General features: G+C 66.0%; 1 protein-coding gene. It reads right to left on the reverse strand.

Annotated elements, in window-relative coordinates; genetic code table 11:
* Positions 1 to 1503 (reverse strand): ATP-binding protein (locus tag IV091_RS09875; RefSeq protein WP_293468180.1); only part of this gene is annotated, 1503 nt, incomplete at its 3' end.
* Positions 1504 to 1510 lie beyond the last annotated feature (7 nt).

Here is a 1510-nt window from a genome sequence, read left to right on the forward strand (position 1 = left end):
GCCCTCGGGCGCGCTGGCCAGGCGGGCAAAGCGCACGGCGGTGCGGATCTGGGCGGGTGTCAGGCCTTTGCGGGCCGCCAGCGTGGCGACAAACGCATCGCTGACCTGCACGCCTTCCAGCGTTTTTCGGACAATGCCTTCGCGCGCGCCGGGCGGCGGCGAGCGCAGTTCCAGGTGGTAGGCAAAGCGGCGCCTGAAAGCCGGATCGATCTGCTCGATACGGTTGGTCACCCACAGCGTGGGCACGGCGTTGGACTCCAGAATCTGGTTGACCCAGGCCTTGCCATTGACCGAACGGGGGGCGGATGCGGGCAGTTGCTCGGAACGGGCCATCAGCTGCGCGGCTTCGGTGGAAATGGGCGGAAACACGTCTTCAACCTCGTCAAAAAGCAGCGCCGAATGGGTGCTGCTCTTGAGGAACACCTGGGCGATCTGCAAGGAACGGTAACGGTCGCGCCCGCTCAGCGAATTGCCGTCGCGGTCGGCGTACTCGACTTCAAACAGGTCCAGCCCGGCGGCCTGCGCCACCACCTTGGCCAGCTCGGTCTTGCCGGTGCCGGGCGGGCCGTACAGCAGCACATTGACGCCCTGCTCCTTGCTGGCAACGGCGTTGCGCAGCAGCGACACCAGCACCTGGGCATCTTCCTCCACAAACGCAAAATCGGTCAGCCCCAGGCTGCTACGCGCGGCCGGCCGGGTAAAGACCGCCATCAGCTCGGCCTGGTCGCGGTAGGCGCGCATCAGCACCGGCGGCAGCTTTTCGCTGACTTTCATCAGATCCGCGAGGTCGGTGATGTTGTGCTCGGAAATCAGGTTTTCAACCATGCCGATGCGCTCCAGCCGGGAGCCGGCGCGCAGGGCCTCGGCCACCTCGACGGCCTTGACGCCCGCCACCTCGGCGATGGCGGCGTAGGCCTCGGGCGCGTTGCTGACCTTGAACTCGACCAGCAGCGAGCGCAAATCGCGCTGATAACGCGCCAGCGTGCCGTACAGCAGCAGCGCGCGCTCGGCGCGGTTGAGCTGCAGCAGCTTGGCCAGGGCGTCGATGTTTTTTTCAACCAGCGTGGACTGTTTTTTAAGCACCTGGCCCAGCCAGTCGCCGGTGGCGGCCAGCACCGACAGCAAGTCCCTGGGCTGATCCTTGGCGTGCTCGTCGAGGTAGAAAAACAGCGTGCCTTCTTCATACGGGCCGCGCCATGCGCCGTGGCGGGCCATGAACTCGGCGTCGCTCAGGTCTTCGTGGCCGCGCCAGAATTCATTGCCGCTGCAGCGGCGCCCCAGAAATTCGCGCAGCCGCTGCAGCGCGGGCAAAGGCCAGACCAGGTGGCGCGCCGACAGCGCCAGCAGGCTGTTCAGGTCGCGCCGCACATTGAACTTGGCGCCCTGGCGCGCCGCCAGCGTCAGCACAAAATGCGAGCACATCAGGTCCAGCACCGGCGCTTCTTTGAGCCCGGGGGACAGCAGCGCCTGCTGCGGTTGCTCGACAAGGGAACGCTTGCTCATAGACAAA

The organism is Polaromonas sp., from assembly GCF_018780625.1.
Classification (GTDB): Bacteria; Pseudomonadota; Gammaproteobacteria; order Burkholderiales; family Burkholderiaceae_C; genus Polaromonas.